At 56.7% G+C, this 19,622-nt stretch carries 14 protein-coding genes; 9 read left to right on the plus strand and 5 right to left on the minus strand.

The features are described 5' to 3' along the window. Positions 1-21 precede the first annotated feature (21 nt). Complete coding sequence (locus tag ACYVHB_RS27785) at positions 22-663, plus strand: hypothetical protein (protein WP_461055159.1); 642 nt, start codon at positions 22-24, stop codon at positions 661-663. Between the two features lie 46 nt (positions 664-709). Continuing rightward, complete coding sequence (locus tag ACYVHB_RS27790) at positions 710-3,574, plus strand: M14 family metallopeptidase (protein ID WP_461055160.1); 2,865 nt, start codon at positions 710-712, stop codon at positions 3,572-3,574. 102 nt (positions 3,575-3,676) lie between these two features. Here the strand turns inward: ACYVHB_RS27790 and ACYVHB_RS27795 are convergent, their stop codons facing one another. The 3 genes from ACYVHB_RS27795 to ACYVHB_RS27805 all read right to left on the minus strand — a co-directional run bounded on the left by ACYVHB_RS27795 (position 3,677) and on the right by ACYVHB_RS27805 (position 7,888). Beyond that, positions 3,677-6,037 (minus strand): TonB-dependent receptor, encoded by a 2,361-nt coding sequence (locus ACYVHB_RS27795; RefSeq protein ID WP_461055161.1) that lies wholly within the window; start codon positions 6,035-6,037, stop codon positions 3,677-3,679. A 78-nt stretch (positions 6,038-6,115) separates the two neighbouring features. Further along, positions 6,116-6,487, minus strand: coding sequence for a DoxX family protein (locus ACYVHB_RS27800; protein ID WP_461055162.1), 372 nt, complete (start codon positions 6,485-6,487; stop codon positions 6,116-6,118). 180 nt (positions 6,488-6,667) lie between these two features. Continuing rightward, positions 6,668-7,888: a sensor histidine kinase gene (locus ACYVHB_RS27805; RefSeq protein WP_461055163.1), complete on the minus strand. Its 1,221-nt coding sequence runs from the start codon at positions 7,886-7,888 to the stop codon at positions 6,668-6,670. A 190-nt stretch (positions 7,889-8,078) separates the two neighbouring features. On the opposite strand from ACYVHB_RS27805, the gene ACYVHB_RS27810 reads away from it, so the two are divergent. The 4 genes from ACYVHB_RS27810 (at position 8,079) to ACYVHB_RS27825 (ending at position 12,574) form a co-directional block, all read left to right on the plus strand. Beyond that, the gene (locus ACYVHB_RS27810; protein WP_461055164.1) at positions 8,079-8,741 is read left to right on the plus strand and encodes an RNA polymerase sigma-70 factor; all 663 of its coding nucleotides are present in this window, start codon (positions 8,079-8,081) and stop codon (positions 8,739-8,741) included. Between the two features lie 7 nt (positions 8,742-8,748). Continuing rightward, positions 8,749-9,816, plus strand: coding sequence for a FecR family protein (locus ACYVHB_RS27815; RefSeq protein ID WP_461055165.1), 1,068 nt, complete (start codon positions 8,749-8,751; stop codon positions 9,814-9,816). Positions 9,817-9,866: 50 nt separating this feature from the next. Further along, the gene (locus tag ACYVHB_RS27820; protein ID WP_461055166.1) at positions 9,867-11,759 is read left to right on the plus strand and encodes an STN and carboxypeptidase regulatory-like domain-containing protein; all 1,893 of its coding nucleotides are present in this window, start codon (positions 9,867-9,869) and stop codon (positions 11,757-11,759) included. 104 nt (positions 11,760-11,863) lie between these two features. Next, the gene (locus ACYVHB_RS27825) at positions 11,864-12,574 is read left to right on the plus strand and encodes a head GIN domain-containing protein (RefSeq protein ID WP_461055167.1); all 711 of its coding nucleotides are present in this window, start codon (positions 11,864-11,866) and stop codon (positions 12,572-12,574) included. A gap of 95 nt (positions 12,575-12,669) precedes the next feature. Here ACYVHB_RS27825 and ACYVHB_RS27830 read toward each other — a convergent pair whose 3' ends face one another. Continuing rightward, the gene (locus ACYVHB_RS27830) at positions 12,670-14,214 is read right to left on the minus strand and encodes a GH3 family acyl-acid amido synthetase (protein ID WP_461055168.1); all 1,545 of its coding nucleotides are present in this window, start codon (positions 14,212-14,214) and stop codon (positions 12,670-12,672) included. Between the two features lie 83 nt (positions 14,215-14,297). Continuing rightward, entirely contained in the window at positions 14,298-15,074 is a 777-nt protein-coding gene (gene surE, locus ACYVHB_RS27835) for a 5'/3'-nucleotidase SurE (protein WP_461055169.1), read from the minus strand. 273 nt (positions 15,075-15,347) lie between these two features. Between surE and ACYVHB_RS27840 the strand changes: the two genes are divergently transcribed. From ACYVHB_RS27840 to ACYVHB_RS27850, 3 genes are all read left to right on the plus strand, one after another. Beyond that, the gene (locus ACYVHB_RS27840) at positions 15,348-15,989 is read left to right on the plus strand and encodes a response regulator (RefSeq protein WP_461055170.1); all 642 of its coding nucleotides are present in this window, start codon (positions 15,348-15,350) and stop codon (positions 15,987-15,989) included. Positions 15,990-16,222: 233 nt separating this feature from the next. After that, complete coding sequence (locus ACYVHB_RS27845; RefSeq protein WP_461055171.1) at positions 16,223-17,608, plus strand: FAD-binding oxidoreductase; 1,386 nt, start codon at positions 16,223-16,225, stop codon at positions 17,606-17,608. Between the two features lie 150 nt (positions 17,609-17,758). Further along, on the plus strand, positions 17,759-19,600 hold the full coding sequence (locus ACYVHB_RS27850; protein ID WP_461055172.1) for an outer membrane beta-barrel family protein: 1,842 nt from the start codon (positions 17,759-17,761) through the stop codon (positions 19,598-19,600). Positions 19,601-19,622 lie beyond the last annotated feature (22 nt).

Here is a 19,622-nt window from a genome sequence, read left to right on the forward strand (position 1 = left end):
ACTCCTGATCCATTACGCATCATGAAAATACGCATTACAAAAACCATCATTGTCTACTGCTCCCTGCTGGGAATTCTCGCGCTGGATGCCTGCAAAACCGAGGATTACGTCTGGGAAAACTGGGCATACACGGCCGTACCTCTTGTGGCGGTCAACACGGCCAAATCGGTTTTGCCGACGACGGCCACCGCCAATACGTCGTTTTTCGCGCTGAACGATGCCGATTTAGCCAATCAGGTATTCGAGTACACCCTGACGTGGGAAGGTTTCGACAAGGCCGAAGTCAATTCGATAGAGGTGTACTTGGGCTTTACTAAGGCGGCTGCAACGGGTAACCCCGCTTACCCAATCATTCTGTCCCAGCCGGGCGGAATTTATCCCAGCGTGACGCAGTTTCCGTTGCCGAGTCGGGTCGGTACCGCCGACAAACTGTACGAAACCGTGACGCAGTTTCCCAAAACGTTCACCGTGACGGCGGGTCAGTTGGCCGCATTCACGGGGACTAACCTGAGCAGCGTCGTTCAGAATGATTATTTTCTGTTTAAGTTTATCCTCAACCTGAAGGACGGACGCCGGATTGCGGGCTTTCAGGAGAACGTTTGTGACGAAGCACGGGGCGAAGTCGGCGATTGCCGGGTTGGTGTCCGCTTCCGCCGACGGTAGTTAGTGCCAACGATTATTTTTACCAGTAAACTGACCCCTGTTTATCATGATTCATTTTGTTCGATTATCAACGTTTTTACTGCTGTTTAGCGGCTTTGTGACCGGAGCGCGGGCGCAGTCGGGCGCGGCCATCCCGTCGCCCAAAGAACATTTTGGGTTCAACATCGGCGACGATTATCAACTCGCCACCTATACCCAGACCGAAGCGTATTTCAAAAAGATTGCGGCTGCCTCCGACCGGGTGAAGCTGGTGGACATCGGCCTGACGGAAGAAGGACGCCACCAGTACATGCTGATCGTGTCGTCGCCGGAGAACCTGAAAAAACTGGACCGCTACAAGGACATCTCGCGGCAACTCGCCCGCGCCGAAGGACTCAACGACGAGCAGGCCCGCGCCCTGGCGCAGGAAGGCAAAGCCGTGGTCTGGATCGACGGGGGTCTGCACGCTACGGAGACCGTGGGGACGCACCAGTTGATTGAAACGATCTGGCAGTTGGTCAGCCGCAAAGACCCCGAAACCATGCGCATCCTGGATCAGGACGTGATTCTGCTCACCCACGCCAACCCCGACGGGCAGGAGATTGTGACCAACTGGTACATGCGCAACCCCAAACCCGACAAGCGGTCGCTGGATAACCTGCCCGTGTTGTACCAGAAGTACATTGGCCACGACAACAACCGCGACTTCTTCATCATGAACATGAAGGAAACCCAGAATATCGGCCGTCAGTTGTTCGTCGAGTGGATTCCGCAGATCATGTACAACCACCACCAGCGCGGTCCGGCCGGGTCGGTGCTGGCCGGACCGCCCTACCGTGACCCGTTTAATTACGTATTCGATCCGCTGATGGTGACGGGCATCGACGCCCTCGGAGCCGCGATGATCAATCGGCTCAATGCCGAAAATAAACCGGGTTATACGCGGCTCGGCGGCTCGGTTTTCTCGACCTGGTACAACGGCGGGCTGCGCACCACCACCCACTTCCACAACATGATTGGGTTGCTGACCGAAATTGTGGGCGGGCCGACCCCCGAAGACATTCCCCTGGTGCCGAGCCGGTTAATTCCCAACGGCAACACGCCGTTCCCGGTTACGCCCCAGAAATGGCACTTCAAACAATCCATCGACTACTCGCTGTCGCTGAACTACGCCGTGCTGGGTTATGCCGCCCGCTACCGCGACGAGATGCTGTTCAACATTTACCGGATGGGCAAAAACTCCATCGAGCGGGGCAGCAAAGATACCTGGGCACTATCGCCCAAGCGGATTGAGGCCATCAACGAAGCGTTCAAAAACGACCCCAAAAAGCCGACGTCTACGTCGGCAACCTCGGCCTCATCCACTTCGGCCAGCGCGGCCCTAGCGCAGTACGGAATGTTGCCGAGGGGCGGGGGAATGCCGGTCAAGTACTATGACACGATCATGAAAGCGCCGGTCCTACGCGACCCGCGCGGGTTCATCATCCCAGCCGGGCAGCCCGATTTCGCCACGGCCGTTAAGTTCGTCAACGCGTTGATTCGCACGGGTATCCAGATTCAGCAGGCCACCGCCGACTTCACCGTTGCCGGTAAGAAATACCCCGAAGGATCATACATTGTGAAGACTGATCAGTCGTTTCGGCCCCACCTGCTGGACATGTTCGAGCCGCAGGATCACCCCAATGATTTTCAGTATCCGGGTGGCCCCCCCGTCCGTCCCTACGACGCGGCTGGCTGGACCCTCGCTTACCTGATGAACGTCAACTTCGACCGGGTGCTGGACGCCTTCGACGGTCCGTTTAAGAAACTGCCGTACGGCGAGCTTCAGTCGCCGGAGGGGCGCATCGCCGGAACAGCAGGCGCGGGCTATCTGCTCAGCGCAAAAGCAAACAACTCATTCATTGCTGTCAATGACCTGCTGGCGTCGGGTGTTGAGGTGTACCGCTTGCCCAACGGGTTAGGAGGTAAGTCATCGGTTGAGGCCGGAGCTTTTTTTGTACCCGCTTCCGCCAAGGCAAAGTCGCTGCTCGATAAGTCGGTCAAAGACCTCGGCCTGGAGGTGACGGGTCTCGCCAAACGGCCCACTACGTCGCTGGTGAAGGTCTCACCGATGCGCATTGCCCTTTGGGACACGTATGGCGGGTCGATGCCGTCGGGTTGGGTGCGCTGGGTGATGGAGCAGTATCATTTTCCGATGAAGGTTATTTACCCATCCGACATCGACGCCGGTGATTTGCGCAAGAAATACGACGTTGTCATCTTCGTGACCCGCGCCATTCCGCCCGTGAGTGGTCAGGACACCGACCCATTCCGCGCCCTCGAACGGGAGCCGAAGGAAGAAGAAACGCCCGCCGAGTACCGCCCGCGCTTAACCAAGATCACCGCTGCCAAGTCGATTCCGCAGTTAAAGGCGTACCTGGAAGCGGGGGGGACGGTCGTCACGATTGGTTCCAGTACCAATTTGGCTTATCACCTGAAGCTCCCCGTGAAAAACGCCCTCACCGAAATGACAAGCAGTGGGCAGGACAAGCCGCTGCCGGGCGAGAAGTACTACATTCCGGGGAGCGTGCTGCGGGTTGGTTTGGATTCGACGCAATCCGCCACCTGGGGTATGCCGGGTCAAACCGACGTTTATTTCGACAACAGTCCAGTGTTCAAGGTGGCTCCCGACGCCATTACCAAAGGGACTGTAGTGCCGCTGGCCTGGTTCGACAGCAGCAAACCGTTGCGCAGCGGCTGGGCCTGGGGGCAGTCGTATTTGCAGGATGGCGTAGCCGCGTTCATGGCGCCGGTTGGGTCCGGCAAGCTGTACGCATTCGGACCGGAAATCACGTTCCGGGCGCAGGCGCAGGGTACCTTTAAGCTCTTGCTCAATCAGTTGTACATGAATGGCTCCGGCAGCCAGCCGACCAGCGTTCAGCTTGGGGAGTGACCCGTGTAATAACCAGGAATCCGAATCGGGCGGTAGGGTAGGGAACTACGCTGCCGCTCGATTCGGCGTTTGTATCAGGCCCAACAGGCGTACGAAGCGCGGTCAGAACACCACCCGGTAGCTCAGCACCGGAATAAGTCCGGTGGAATAGTAGGTTTTGACAGTGCCGCTGGCGGGGTCGAAATAGCGGTTGTAGACGTTCTGGCGGTTCACGGCGTTTTGCACGTCGAGGGACAGCGTACGGGTCGAGCGGGGGCGGTTTTTCTTCCAGCTAAGCCGAACGTCGGGCCGGAAATATGCCGGAAGCTGCTCCGTAAACGACTGACGGTCTACGTAAACCGTCTCGCTTAATCGTTCTGATTCGGCTATGTTGATGGGCGTGGTTCGGTAGCCGCCGTAGTAGCTGAGTTTCAGGTTCAGGCTAAACACGTTCGAGCCGCTGCCCCATTCCTTGCCCACCAGCAGACTCTGCGCGTGACGCCCATTCCAGCGGGTGCTGCGCCAAATTCCGTCCGACGCCCGGTACTCCGAATTGTACAGCGACGACGACAGCAGGAAGTACAGCCCGTTGTGCAGAAACTGCTCCAGCGTCAGTTCAAGCCCGTAATTTCGGCCGCGACCCGTGTTGGTCAATAGCTGATCGGTGAAGCCGTCGAACCGGTTGATGATGGCGAAATCGCGCTGACGGGCACTGACCGGAATGTTGAACAGCCACTGATAGTACGTTTCGACCTTCAGCCGAAGGTGATCCGTCAGCCGTCGGTCGTAGGCGAGTACGTAGTGGTGCGACCGGGTGAATCCCAGATTTCGATTGGATGCTAAGCTGTTATCTGCACCAGCCGAATCAGCGGGCATCACAAAATACGTTGCCGGGTTTTGGATCTGACTGTGCAGTCCGTAGCCAACACTCACCGACTGGTTGAGCGCAAACGCCCACTGCACCGAACCGCGCGGTTCCAGGGCCGACGTGCCGTTGAGCAGCAGGCGCAGGTAATGCAGCCCCGCGTTGATGGTCAGCTTCTCCGACAGCCGGTAATTCCACTGTCCGAAGGCCTGCATGGTGCTGGTCTGGTCATTTACCCGAACGCGGGTGAGTATCCGATTCTGTTCCGGCTCCCACGATTTTTGGGCAAGGTCATAAATAAGCTGCGTGCCAATCAGTCCGGTGCGAATCGTATGCTGCGCGTTGATTTTGTACGTTAAGGTCGAGGATAGAATACGCTTCTGCGTCGTGTAGGCTTCATTTGCCCGTTCCGAAGCGGAGTAGTCATCGGCAGGTTGGAGTACCGTGCTACGGTAGCGATTTCCGTAGCCCGACGCGAGTAACACTGTCTTTAGTAGCATCCGGCGACCAACCGGCAGGGTATGGGTCAGCCCGGCCGCGCCCGTGTTGGCCCGGAAATTTTCGCTGTAGCGGTCGTAGTCGTATACCCATTTGGTCGAGTCGGCTGGGGCGCTGACTTTGCTACTGCTCAGGCCACCGAAGCCAAAAACCGTAAACGCTCCGGCCCGTCGCGTTGGCAGGTACACGTTGAATGAAAGGTCCTGAAACACATTTACGCCCGTGCCGACGTTAAGCCCCAGTTTCGAGAGCAGACCAAGCGTTGAGTAGCGGTAGTTAACCAGAAACGAGCCCTCGTACCCCTTCGCAATCGGTCCTTCGGCGGCTACGTCTAAGCCCAGTACACCCGCCTGCACGGTGTATTCGCGTTTGGCGTTGTTGCCCCGGCGCAGTCTCAAATCGAACACGCCCGACAGCGCGTTACCGTATTCCGCCGGAAATGCCCCCGTCAGAAAATCGGAGTTGGCCAGCAGTTGCGCACTTAAAATAGAGATGCCGCCCCCGGCCGTACCCAGGTCCGAAAAGTGGTTGGGGTTGGGAATTTCGACGCCTTCCATGCGCCACAGCAGTCCATTGGGCGCGTTGCCCCGGATCACGATGCTGTTGCCCCCGTCGTCGGCCCCGACGACCCCGGCGTACGCGGTGGCCATGCGGGCCGGGTCATTAACGGCAGCGGCAAACTTCTGGGTTTCTTCGACCGAGAACGTCCGGGCCGACACAGCCGCCATTTCATTGATAGGTTTGTCTTTTTCAACGGTTGGCTTCACCGTCACTTCAGACAATTGACCAACGGCTTCTTCAAGCGCGATGGTCAGCACCAGTTCCTTACCCGCATCGACTATGATGTTTTGCAGCGTAACGGGTTTGTAGCCCACTACGCTGATTTGCAGCGTCTGGCGACCCACGGGCACCTGCAACAGCCGAAACTGGCCGCTGACGTCGGTGCTCGTGCCTTTGAGCGGAGTGGCACCGAGGACCACGACGGTGGCACCGGGCAGGGGTGTTTGCAGGCTTTGGTCCACCACGGTGCCCCGGATGGTTTGCGTTAAGGATTGCGCGTGGAGCGAAAGCGAGATCAGGCAGGAACCGGTCAGCAGGAGCCGCTGGAAGAACGAGGACATGGGGATGGATGCGTTAGTTCAGCTTCCTGACAACTATGCATCGAACATCCCCTATGCCGGTCGATTATAATTCGTTGTTCAGGCCCTCGCTGTATACACCGGCTGACGCAGCCACAACAGCACGCCCAGTAGCACCAGCAGGACAATGGCTGGTATTCCACCGGCCAGCCCACCGGGAATTTTAGTGGCGTGCATGAACACGGCGCCAATCATAATGATGATAAGGCCCATCGCGGCTAAGCGCGTGAAGCGCGGTATCAACAAGCCAATACCGCCCAGTACCTCGGCCCCGCCGACGACGTAAGCCAGTACACTGGGTAGCCCCATACTACCAAACATGCCTATTGTGGCCGGTAAGTCGCGGAGTTTGTTGAAACCGGATGCAATGAAGGCAAGGCCAAGCAGCACTTGCAGAACCCAGGCGATGATGTTGCGGGTGGAAGCAGACATAGGTGAACACGTTAGAGGTGAGAAAAGAATTTACTGACCAGGTGAGTTGATTAGCCTCAAGCAACGAGCAAATATATAATTCTTAAGGTAAGTTTTCACACCATAAATTCGGCTGTAGTGGACGAACAAAATTAGATGCAAAGGCTTTGTACTTTAGTTCGTTGGTGCAAGTTGAGTGCTTTATTGATCACCGTTAAACTGGACTGACGAAACAGGCAGATACACCGAAAAAACAGCTCCGGCACCGGGCTGACTACGGGCGGTGATGAATCCATTGTGCTGCTCAACAATTTGTTTGCACAGGGCTAAACCGATGCCCGTACCCTCGTACTGGCTACGACCATGCAGGCGTTCAAACAGTTGAAAGATGCGTTCCCGGTGCTGCTCGTCAAAGCCAATGCCGTTATCGACGATGCTTATTTCCCAAAAAAGGGTTTCATCCGATTCCAATGAAGGGGCTAATTCCGGTGGCATTGCCCGGGGGCTGGTCTGGTTTACCGTCACCTCAACAACCGGCCTGGTGCCACTCGCCTGAAATTTAAGCGCATTACCGAGCAAATTCTGGAACAGTTGCCGAAGCTGGGACGCTGCGCCAGTAACGGTGGGCAGCGAGTCCACCCGGATAATGGCTTGCTTTTCCTGAATGGTAAGTTCCAAATCACTGAGTACCTCGCTAACTACGTCGCCCAGGTTGACCAGAGTGGGCGTTGCTGTTTGCGTAGTCAGCCGGGAATAGCCAAGAATATCGCGGATCAAACCCGACATCCGCTCGACGGCCCGTTGCATCCGTCCCAACAAATCAACCCCATCTCTACCTAATTCCTGACTGTATTGCTCAGCCAGCAACTGGCTGAATGCGAAAACTTTACGCAGGGGTTCCTGCAAGTCGTGACTGGCTACTGACGCAAAATGCTGGAGTCTGTCATTCGAGTGTTTCAATCGGGTATTCGCCTGATCCAATTGCCGCGTCCGCTCGACCACCAGTTGCTCCAGCGTTTCAGACTTCCGCCTTTGGTCATCAATATCAGTGCATGTTCCAATCCACTTTATGATCTGTCCACTGCTGTTTTTAATGGGGCAGGCACGACCTAAAAACCACCGATACTCACCCGGCTTTTTGCGATCGACAAACCGGTATTCAATTTCGTACTCTTCCCCCGTCTGCACCGAATTATACCAGGCATCCAAACACAACTGAGCGTCATCTGGGTGAAGAATGGGTAGCCAGCTTTGATCGCCATACCCCTCCTCGAAGCCCGTATAGTCATACCATTGTTTGTTGTAGTAATCTAAATAGCCATCGGGTCGGGCTGTCCAGACGAGTTGGGGTATGAAATCGGCCAGTTGATGAAAACGCACATCGCTTTCTGCATCTGAATCAAGTGGTTGTTGGGGTGTCATAGGGCAAAAGTAGCGGCTTTCTACGTATTTATGCGCTCGGCAGGTAAGCTACCCCCCAAGGATTGGGCCATGTGATTTTGTCAAAAACCGCGTAGGGGTAAACCGGCCGATAGGTGTCATGGCGCTAATACCCGTATGTTCCGCAAAAATGATAGTTTTGCCTCATTCCATCATCCATCCACCCCGCGCAGTGCAACCAACGGAGCAGGACGCTATTGAGGCCATTCGGCAGGGCGACGAACGGGCCTATGAGATCATATTCCGGCAGCATTATGCGCCGTTGTGCCGCTACGCCCGCCAGTTTCTGACCGATGCCGATGAGGCCGAGGAAGAAGTACAGGCGATGTTCCTGGCGCTGTGGGAAAGGCGCGACGGCCTGTTTATTACCACCTCGCTGAAGGGGTATTTATTCCGGGCCGTGCACAACCGCTGTCTGAACCGGATCAAGCATTTTGCCGTGCGCGACGAGTACCAGCAACACGCGCGCTACGTAGCCGAAACGACCGCCGAGTCGCCGATGCAGAGGCTGCTGGGCGATGAACTGTCCGACCGGCTGCGCATGGCCATCCAGAAGTTGCCTGAACAGTGCCGACTGGCGTTTACGCTAAGCCGGTTTGAGGAATTGAGGTACGGAGAAATCGCCGATCAACTGGGCATTTCACCAAAAACGGTCGAGAACCAGATTGGGAAAGCCCTGCGCATCCTGCGTACTGAACTGAGTGATTATTTGCCCCTGCTACTTGTAATAAATAATGTACAATGGCTAATGGATAATGCGCAATGGCTTAACAGTCTGACTCCGTATCTACTCTTGGTTATCATTATGCATTATTCATTATGCATTGTTCATTAATAAAGATATGGCCGACCAACTACCGATAGATGATGCTTTGCTGGGTAAATTCCTGGCGGGCGAAACCGACCCCGGCGAGTCGGCGCGGGTGACGCAGTGGCTGGCTAATCAGCGGTCTGCCCCCGACCCGACTGATTTTGACCGGTTCGAGCGCATCTGGCAAGCCGCCACCCCGCCCGACGCATCGCCCGTTGACACGGATGCGGCCTGGAAAACCGTTCGGCAGAAGATGCACACCCCCGACATGCGCCCCGCGTCCGGACCGGAGCCGGTTATCAAGCCGTTGCCCGTTCGGCAGCACCAAAAACAGCCGAATTGGCGGATACGGGGCCGTGGGTCACTTCTGCCGGTTGCCGCAGTCCTGACGCTGTTTTTGGGTCTGAGCTGGCTGATGCATTGGTATGATGAGCAAAAAACGCCTGCTGATCAATCCCGACAATTTTTGACCATAATCACGACCGATAAACCACTCAATAAAACCCTGCCCGATGGCACCAAAATTCTACTCAACCGACGGTCAGCCCTGCACTACCCAGCCCAGTTTGCCGCTAACCAGCGCGACGTTACGCTAAACGGCGAAGCTTTTTTTGATGTTGTCCCCGATGCCACGCGGCCGTTTCGCATCCGGGCACGCCAAGCTACGGTGCAGGTGCTGGGTACGTCGTTTACGATGCGGGCCTACAATGCCAGCGTCAGCGTGGCCGTCCGGACGGGTAAGGTCCGGTTTGCCAGTGGTCGTAGCGCCGTGATGCTCACCCAAAATCAGCAGGGCGTTTATGTGCCGTCGGCCGACAGCATTCGCCGGTCTCTGCAACTCAATCCGAATGTGTTTGCTTACAAAACCAGGCAGTTGGTTTTTGAGGGGACGCCGTTGCGCGATGTGGTGCAGACGCTCAATGAGCTGTATGAGGCCGACGTGCGGCTCGAAAACGCCCAGCTTGGTAACTGTCGCCTAACTACCCGCTTCGACAATGCTCCGCTGGAGGCTGTCCTTGCCGTCACGGCCGAAACACTGGGTTTGCGCGTCCGGCGCGAGGGCCAGCGGGTGATTCTGGACGGAACCGGATGCCGGTAGGATAGGGGTAACCGTCCAGTCGGCTGTCCTGCTCTAAAAAACACCAGCCCATGATTCCCATTCGCTACGCCTTTTTTCTGCTGTGCCTGCTCCTGACGTCCCGCCTGCTGGGACAGTCTACCCCACCACTCGACCGGCTAATTTCGATTGATATTCGCAACCAGCGGGTCGAAGAAGCGCTGCGTCAGATCAGCCGCGAGGGGCGGTTTGAGTTTTCGTATAACCCAGGTCGCGTCGACCGGAGTGCCCTGGTCAACGTCCGGCTGAGCAATGTTCCCGTCCGTCAGGTACTGAACCAGATATTTGCTACCCGTATGACCTACAAATCGCGCGGTAACCACGTCATCCTGCTCCCCGCTGACCCGCCCGATCCGGCTCCCAAAAACTTTCAGTTAGACGGTTATATTCTGGATGAACTGACCGGGCAGCGCATTGCGCAGGCCAGTATTTTCGAGAAAACAACGCTGGCTTCTACCGTTAGTAACCCGTTCGGGTATTACCGCATTCGCCTGCCTACCAACCTGTCTGCTATCCGGCTGGACGTGCGCAAACAGGCATACGTGGGTGAAACAGTCACCATTCGGGCCAAAACCACGCACTCGGTCAGCATCCGCCTGATGCCCCTGCCCCAAAACACTCCCGTGCAGGCGCTGTCGATTCGGATGAGCGCCGATACGACCCGGCCGACGGTACCCCTGCCACTCGCCACCGTGCCGGTTGAGCCGGTTCAGGTGCTGACAGCCGCCATCGACTCAACCCCGCCGGGACTGGTAGCGTCCGTACTGGAGCGGGGGCGGATGGGTATGACGCGGCTGTTCGTCTCGGCGCAGCAGGCCATTCACGACGTCAACCTGAGCCGCGATACGCTCTATCGCGACTGGCAGGTGTCGTTTTTGCCTTACATTGGCACCAATCTCCGGTTGAGCGGGCGCATCATTAACCGTATCTCCGTCAACGCCTTAGTGGGCTATTCGTTCGGCGTTCGCGCCGTTGAGGTGGGTGGCCTGCTGAACCTCGTTCAGGCCGACGTGCGGGGCGTGCAGGCAGCGGGTCTGGGGAACGTGGTTGGTCGTGAGGTCGATGGCGTGCAGGTGGCTGGCCTGTTCAATATTGACGGGGGCGCGGTGCGGGGCGTTCAGGCGGGCGGCCTGTTCAACCTGAATCAGCAGCAGGCACAGGGCATCCAAATCGGAGGCCTGTTCAATTTCACAAGGGGCGAATTAACTCGTGGGGTTCAAGTGGGTGGTCTGATGAACATCGCCGGGCAATCCGTAAACGGCCTTCAATTGGCGGGTCTGGTCAACTACACCCACCGCGACGTGCGGGGCTGGCAGATTGCCGGAATCGTCAACCGGGCCCGGCGCATCACGGGTGGCCATCAGATTGGATTAATCAACATCGCCGACTCGTCGGGTACGGTGCCGATTGGGTTGCTTAGCCACGTGCAAAAGGGTGGATTCCGGCGGTTTGAACTGTCGGTCAACGAGGTCAATCTACTCAACGTAACCTATCGCACGGGCGTCCGGCGGCTGTATAATATCGTCACGGTCGGCAGCAGTTTCGGGAGGATGGACAGCCCCCAACTGAGCGCTGGATACGGTCTGGGTACGGCATTTGGTCGGTCGCAGCGGACGCTGATTTCGGTTGAAGCGACGGCACATCACCTGTTCTACTTTGACCGGACTGACAGTGCGTTTGGTATAAATGACACCGGCTGGAACCAACAGATTCGGCTGAGTGCGCTGGTGGAAACCAAACTTACCCCACGGGTATCCCTCGCATTTGGGCCATCGGCTAACTGGTATTTCAGCACCGACGGCACCACCCGGCCGCGCACCCAACCCGCCGTTTCGCTCTTCGCCGACCGCGTGACGGATTTCGGCAACACCCGCCACTGGGGTTGGATCGGGTTCCAGGCCGGGCTGCGGTTTGGCAATTCGTAACGCTGACGCTGTTTAGAATTTTTATGTCAAAATTATTTCTCTCTTCGTAGGGGTAATGAACTGATTGACTGTCTGAAAAGCGATAAATCACAAAAATCAAAACCATGAAACGCACCTCACTGTACCACTTCAGTTGTATTGCCCTGCTCATACTGTCACTGAGCGCTTGTATCCGGGAAGACGTTGGCCCCTATCAGGGCGATAAACAAACCTACGCGCTGACCGGCTTCAACCGGCTCGATATGGGTAGCGCCTTTGACATTACTGTACAAGCCGGGCCTGCTTTCGGCATTGTGGCCGAAGGAGACCGGCGGAATCTGGATGATTTGGACGTATATATCCGCAACAGTACGCTATTCGCCAAATACCGGACGAATCGCAATCGGCAGCACCAAACTTCGTTTTCGATCACGATGCCAACGGTGCGGGGTGTTGCCTTTTCGGGAGCCAGCCAATCCAGCATTACCGGCTTCATCAACTTAAGCGAATTGAGTATCGAACTGTCGGGAGCTTCCAAAAGTGAACTTAGTGGGGATGCCGCCCGAACGACGGTAGACTTGTCGGGTGCATCGACGCTGCAACTGAACGGGCGGGGAACGGCACTCTCGGCGGAATTGTCCGGCGCGTCGACGCTGCAAGCTTTTCCATACCCCGTTGGTGAAGCTGCGGTTAATGCATCGGGAGCCAGCAAAGCCACTGTCAGCGTGAGCAATGCGCTGGTGGCCGATGCCAGCGGAGCCAGTACTATCCGCTACCGGGGTGCGCCCACCGTGCGGCAGCGTACGAGCGGAGCCAGCACGGTGCAGAGTGAGTAGGACCCTCACCGCTACCCCTCACCGGAACGCCGGACCGCCCCGGCCCCTCTCCCCATGGGAGAGGGGCCGGGGCGGTCCGGCGTTCCGGTGAGGGGCTACACTGCCGCTAAAAACGCATCCCACTCGGCAATTAATCCTTTCTTCAGCACCCTGGGGAACTTGTGCTGCCCGCCCATCTTGCCTTTCGATGCCATCCACTTGTAGAAGGTGGCGGTGGGAAGCACCGTTACGGTGATCTCTTTAAGCGCGTGTTTCCGTTCAACGGCGTAGTCGTCGTTGAGTTCAACGAGCCGGGCGTCAAGGCGGTTGCGGAGGTCAGTGGCATCCACTGCATCGTCGGTGCCGACGTACCAGTGGTGGGCAAACAGGGTGTCGTGGGTTATCCCGGCAACGGTGAACTCCCGGATGGAAATACTCAGCTCGTCCGATACCATCTCGACCGCTTTGTTCATATTGTCGACCGACAGGTGTTCGCCACACAAACTCAGGAAGTGCTTTGTTCGGCCCGTGATGACGATTTCGGAACGGCTTTTAGAGATAAACCGGATCGTATCGCCAATGAGGTAGCGCCACGCGCCGGAGCAGGTTGACAGGAGCAGGGCGTATTCTTTACCTTCCTCCACGTCGTCGATCATCAGCGTCTGCGGCTTCTCGACTAAGTCGCCATCGGGCGAGAAATTCTGTTCGTTGAAGGGGATAAACTCGAAAAAAAGGCCGTTGTTGAGCACTAACTGCATTCCCTCGGCGTCGGGGTGGGTCTGGTAAGCAATGAATCCCTCCGAGGCCAAATACGTTTCGATGTAGGTGATGGGGTGGGCGAGGAGCTTTTCGAAACCAGCCCGGTACGGCTCGAACGACACGCCCCCGTGGCAGAATACCATCAGGTTGGGCCAGATGTCGTGAATGGTTTTGACCTTGTAATGGGCAATAATCTTCTCCATCAGCAACTGAATCCAAGCCGGAACCCCCACCACGTAGCCAATGTCCCAATTAGCGGCCTGCTCGGTAATTTCGGCCAGCTTTACCGACCAGTCGCGTTCCTGCGCAATGTCTTTGCCGGGTTTGTAAAATCGCTCGAACCAGACCGGAATGCGGCTGGCCGTGATACCGCTGAGGTCACCTTCGTAGTGACCCTGGCGCAGGTTCAGGTCGGTGCTGCCGCCCAACATCAGGCAACCTTTTTCGTAGAGTTGCGGGGGCAGGCTCTGGTATCGGCCGAGCGTCAGAATTTGCCGGACACCCGTCCGCTGAATGGCCTTCGACATGGACTTGGTGACTGGAATGTACTTGGAGGCTGCTTCTGACGTACCCGAACTAAGCGCGAAGTACTTCACCCGCCCCGGCCAGGCGATGTCGCGCTCACCCGCCAGTGACCGTTTCCACCAGCCTTCAAACATTTTATTATAATCGTGGATGGGGACGTATTGAGTAAACTTTTCGTAGAACTCCCGGTCCGTTCCAAACTCGGCCGCGCTGAGCAATTCCTCAAACTGGTAGGTCTTCCCAAATTCGGTGAACCGGGCTTTGCCCACGAGTTTACGAAACGCTTTGCGCTGCTGCCGCCCTGGATTGATTTTGCGTAGCCGAACAACATTCGTCAGTCGGATACCGCTTTTGAGCATACTGCCTAATAGGGCCATTTTCTAATGATGAATTATGAATCGGGGCCGCCCGTGCGGATGAATGATGAACGGGTGCAAAAGCCATCGTTCATCATTAATAATTATAGGTTCCAAGCTCTCAGCGCGTCCATTGCGCTGTATGCCGTCAGGTCATACTGGCAGGGGACAACCGAGGTGTAATTTTGCGATAGGGCGTACTCGTCGGTGTCTTCGGCGTGGGTGTCGAAGTTAACGAATTCGCCTGCCAACCAGAAATAGCGCCGACCATTGGGGTCGCGCCGTTCCTCGAACACTTCCTGCCATTTGGCGTTGGCCTGCCGACAGATGCGGATGCCTTTGAGCGGCTCAGCAGCGCGGGCCGGGAAGTTGACGTTCAGGGCCGTGCCGCGTTCCATACCCCGCTCCAGCACCGTCCGGGCAAGGGTCAGAATATGCTCGTGGGCGTGTGAAAAATCGGGTTGACGCGTGAAATCGCCAAGCGAGAAGCCAATGGCCGGGATGCCTTCGATGGCGGCTTCAATGGCCGCCGACATGGTACCCGAATACAGGACGCTGATGGAGGTATTGCCGCCGTGGTTTATGCCGCTGACGACAAGGTCCGGGGCGCGGTCTTTCAGCACGTGGTGCTTGGCTAACTTAACGCAGTCGGCGGGGGTGCCGGAGCATTCGTAGGATGGCACGTCGCCAAAAATCTCGGATGGATACAGCCGCAGCGGGTCGGCGATGGTAATCGCGTGCCCCATACCCGACTGCGGGCTGTTGGGGGCCACCACGACCACTGAGCCGAGTTGTTGCATGAGTTCGACAAGGGTTCGGATGCCGGGGGCAGTGATGCCGTCGTCGTTAGTTACTAAAATCAGGGGCTTTTTGTCGGCCATGAAAAATCAGTTAGTCGTCAATCGCGCTGTATCGACTGTTTTCGGTAAAATTACGCAAATGCGCCCGAAGGTGTTCCGGAAACTTCGCTCAGCATCGTGAATGCTCAGTTGCCCGACTGGAACAACTGTACCGATGGCTACCTGCCTGGCTTTACAGTCTGGATTGATGAATAAAAGAATGGCATCACTTTTTGAGACCCCCAAATTCGGGGATTGATTACCGCCTGTGCATCACCGTACTTTACCGGAACAATCTAATAAGTCCTTACTCTGATGCGTGTACTTCTCTACGAGGACAATACCGCCATTCGCGACGCCCTCTCGATGCTCCTCGATGGTATGCCTGGCATTGATTTGGCTGGGGCATTCCCCAATCCCCTCAATTGGGACCGGCAGGTTGGCGATATCAGCCCGGATGTTATCATGATGGATATTGAGATGCCTGGTCTCGATGGCATTCAGGCGACGCAGGCCATCCACGCTAAGTACCCGCTCATCAACATCGTGATGCTGACGGTATTTGAAGAGGAAGACAAAATATTCCGGGCTTTATGCGCCGGGGCCGTTGGTTATATCCTGAAAAACTCGACTCCCACCCGCTTGATCGAAGCCGTGCAGGACGCTCATGCCGGGGGCGCTCCGCTCTCGCCCAGCATTGCCCGCAAGGCGGTGCGTTTCTTCGGGCAGGTGATGCCCAACCGCTTTACCCCCTCCGATGCCGATCCGCTGACCCAACGCGAACAGGAAACACTAAAATATTTGGTCGAGGGCCTGAGCTACAAAATGATTGCCGACCGCATGGGCGGGATCAGCTACGAGACGGTTCGCTCCTTCATGAAAAGTATTTACCGCAAACTCCACGTGGCGTCGATGACCGAAGCGGTAGCCAAAGCCCTGAAAGACGGGCTGGTATAGCCTGTCAGCTTACGTCTTCTCGTCAATTTCTTTCCATCGGCATCCTCAAAATCAGGGATCATATATCACCACATTTGGGGATTTACACGCCTTTTTTTATTGCTGAATTTTGATCCGCGACAGGTTACCGTCTGCTTCAAGCAGATGTGCCTGTACCCCGGCCACCTGATGACGACAAACCATTAGGCTGCCGGGTAATGCTACCTATTTCCAACCCTTTAACAACAGCCAACATGATGACTGCCGAATTACCCATTGCCCAATTCCGGGCCAGTTTACAGGGCCTGCTCATCGAGCCCCACGATGCGGATTACCAAACGGCCCGCAGCGTGTACAATGGCATGATTGACAAATGCCCCGCCCTGATTGCCCGCTGCGCCACCGAAACCGACGTAATCGCGTCGGTCAACTTTGCCCGTGAACACGGTCTGCTGGTAGCCGTGAAAGGCGGAGGCCACAACGGAGCTGGTCTGGGCGTGTGTCAGGAAGGGTTAGTGATTGACCTGTCGCCTATGAAGCATATCGAGGTCAACCCCGCCGAGCGAACCGTGCGGGTACAGGGTGGCTGCCTGCTGCGCGAATTAGACGCGGCCACGCACGCCCACGGGCTGGTTGTGCCGACGGGCATCAACGGCACAACTGGGGTGGCCGGGTTAACGCTGGGCGGAGGCTTAGGCTACCTGACCCGGCAGTGCGGCCTGACCATCGATAACCTGCTCGCAGCCGACATGGTGCTGGCCGACGGGCGGTTAGTGAAAGCTTCGGCAACGGAGAATCCTGATTTGTTCTGGGCCATTCGGGGCGGGGGCGGCAATTTCGGCGTGGTTACGTCTTTCCTGTTCCGGGCGTATCCCATCAGTACGGTAGTGGCCGGACCGATGCTCTGGGACATGAACGACGCCCGCGCCATGCTGCGCTGGTACCGAACCTTCATCAAAGAAGCGCCCGATACGCTGAACGGCTGGTTTGCTTTCCTGACTGTGCCACCCGGCCCACCCTTTCCAGAGGCCCTTCACCTGAAAAAGATGTGTGGCATCGTGTGGTGCTACAGTGGACCGGCCGAAGATGCCGAGCAGGTATTCGAGCCGATTCGGCAGTTTAAGCAGCCTGTTTTAGAGATGGTTGGCTCCATGCCCGTACCGGCTATGCAGGGTATGTTCGATGCGCTGTATCCACCAGGGCTGCAATGGTACTGGAAAGGCGACTACGTCAACGAACTGAACGACGAAGCCATCGAGTTGCATCTCAAATACGGCGAAGCCCTGCCTTCCATGCTCTCGACCATGCACCTGTATCCCATCAACGGGGCCGCGTCGCGGGTGAGCAACGGGGCCACCGCCTGGGGCTACCGCGATGCGACCTGGGCGATGGTGATTGCCGGAGTCGACCCCGATCCGGCTAACAAAGACACCATTACCAACTGGGCTCGCGACTACTGGCAGGACCTGCATCCGCACAGCGCCGGCGGGTCGTACATCAATTTCATGATGGAAGAGGGCGAAGACCGGGTGAAGGCCACCTACGGCGACAATTACCCCCGTTTAGCGACCATCAAAGCTAACTACGACCCCGATAACCTCTTCCGGGTCAACCAGAATATCCGGCCCCAGGCTGACTAAGGGCCTGCGCCCGGTTTTCAACCCCACGTTGATCGAAGTAAGAAAGGGCAGCACTACCCCGAATTTGGGGATTGTGCTGCCCTAATCGTTCCGCCAACTTTGAGTCAGTATTCAACGATGCTGAATCAGGTCTTCTAAACGGTTACGGTCATGAAAACTTCGCTACTCACACTCGCCCTCTGCGCTGCTTCGGCAGATTTGTACGCTCAATCGACGGTAAACGGTGAGGCAACTGCGACCGATTCCCTCGGTACGGCCGGCCAAATCAGCCTGACGGGCGGTCTGGGTTGGTACCCACGTTCGGGGAGTTCGCTGCTACTAACGCATCGGCAAAAACGATCGTCGTTTTACGTGGCTTACGAGATGAGAAACGACAAAGCTCCTCAGCAGATTTCCAACGACTGCACCAAGCCAATTGGCGACGGACTCATGCACATGAGCATTACAATGAACCGGGTAGTCAAACAAACGAATCAGAACCTGCGCTTGGGTGCCGATTTTAACGTAGGCCAGAAAACAACGGTTGGGCTGCTGGCATCCGGCTTCGTAAACCAATCTCAAACAGATGCCCGGTATCAGATGCTGCTGGAGCAGCGCACAACCGGGTCTGGCGGTGTCGGTTATAGCTGGAATCGCATCGATGGGCAAATGCTCGAAAACCGCCACTGGAAACAGCAAATGGCTAATGCCCATGTGCAGCATCAGTTCGCGCCCGGCCACAGCCTGTCGTTCGACTTCGACTACCTTACCTACACAGACACCAACCCGAACCAGTACGGGAGCCAGAACGCGGATGAAGTTTCGACCGAAACCGGGCCGACACGCCTGAACGTAGATCGGCAAACGCCCGTCCGCATTCAGGCGGTGAAGGCCGATTACGTTCGGCCCGCAGGTAAGCAAAGCACGCTGGAAGTCGGGGTAAAAGCATCACGACTCTCGCTGCTCAACCGGGTTGATCGCAGTCAACTGACCACAACCGGCTGGCAGTCGGATTTGGCCTTTAACCGGAATGATCAACTGACCGAAACCATCGGGGCTGCTTATGCAAACCTGACTACCCGTTTTTCGGGAAAAACCACGCTGTCCGTTGGGCTTCGGGCGGAGTACACGAACAGTCAGATGCATGATGCACAGGATGTAGCGCTCGTCAGTCGTCAGTACGGTAGTCTACTGCCCAACGTGCTGTTTGCCCACAAACTGGGGGATAGCGAACGGGTTGAGTTAGTCTACCACCGGCAAATCACTCGATCGCCATTCGATGCGGTTGCGTCGTTTAACATGTTTTGGGACCCCATGCTTGCAACGGGCAACTCAACCCTTCGCCCAACGTTTGCCGACCAAGTCCGGGCTTCTTACTCAGCGAACCGCTTCACGCTGGCCCTGGGCTACAGCCACGAACGGAACCCGCTAAGCCGGTTCGCGCCGTTTGTCGATCCGACCAATAACGCCATTGGTTTCGGTCCCGGCAACTTAGACCGCTCCAACGCGGTGACGCTGATACTGACGCTGCCCGTTGCCATCCGCCCCTGGTGGCAGATACAGAACAGTTTGGTAGCGATGCACGGCCAAACTTCGCTGACGCTCCAAAACAAAACCTACCGCATTGGTCAGTTGGGGGGGCAACTCAATACGTCGCACACATTCCGGCTGCCCCACGCGTTCACGGCGGAAGTAACGGCCTGGTACGCTACCCCAACCGTCAATGAATTCGGACGGCTGTTGAGCCGGGGCGACGTAACAGTGAGCGTTCAGAAAAAACTATCAGGCAACCGGGGGACGCTGTCGGCCTCAATAAGCGATTTGTTCTGGACCAATCGAATTCGGTCGGTCACTTCAGTCCCGGAATTGCGCTTAGATAACCGGACAACCTTCGCCCTGAACGAACCCCGGATTGTGCGCGTGGCCTACACGCGGAGTTTTGGCAAGCCCGGGGTAAACGTCAACACCCAACGTACTACGGCTTCTGACGAAGAATGTAAACGGGTGAATTGAGCAGATCATTCTCATTCGGATT

The sequence above is a fragment of the Spirosoma arcticum genome (genome assembly GCF_054779955.1).